The organism is Streptomyces sp. DH12 (assembly GCF_020873895.1).
Lineage (GTDB): Bacteria > Actinomycetota > Actinomycetes > Streptomycetales > Streptomycetaceae > Streptomyces.
Genome location: NZ_JAHWGT010000893.1, coordinates 1 through 472, shown reverse-complemented (window position 1 = coordinate 472; position 472 = coordinate 1). Strand labels below are relative to the sequence as shown.

Genomic DNA, 472 nt, shown 5'->3' with positions numbered 1-472 from the left:
CCTTCGGCAGGGAAGGGGAAGGGCGGAGGGAAAGGTTCGAAATTTCGATCGACGTTCGGAAACTTCGGACGCCCCACGGATACTAGAGAGGCGGCCGTCTCTGTCAACACCTCCCCGAGAAGCAAGAGGTGTCGCGTGATCGGCATGAGGACAGAGCGGCACGACTTACGGAAGAGGGGTTGACGGGGCAGGCCACCCTCCTATCATCCAGAATGCTCGATACCTCGCACTATGTTCGATATATCGAATGCGACAGGGCCACTCCGACCGACGAACTCGAGGTGAGCACATCCATGGATATGTCATGGTCACACCAACCCCTCACCCGACGCCGCACCCTCGCGGCCGCCACCGGCCTGACCGCCGGCGCCCTCCTCCCCCATGGGCCCGCCCTCGCGGCCGCGGCCCAGTACACGAACCCGGTGATCTGGCAGGACTTCGCGGACATCGACATCATGCGCGTCGGCGACAC

Annotated in this window: 1 pseudogene; it reads left to right on the top strand. The window is 63.3% G+C overall.

Annotation, left to right across the window (positions count from 1 at the left end):
• Positions 1 to 299: 299 nt before the first annotated feature.
• A pseudogene (locus LPA54_RS37645) lies at positions 300 to 472 on the top strand (xylosidase); the annotation flags it as partial.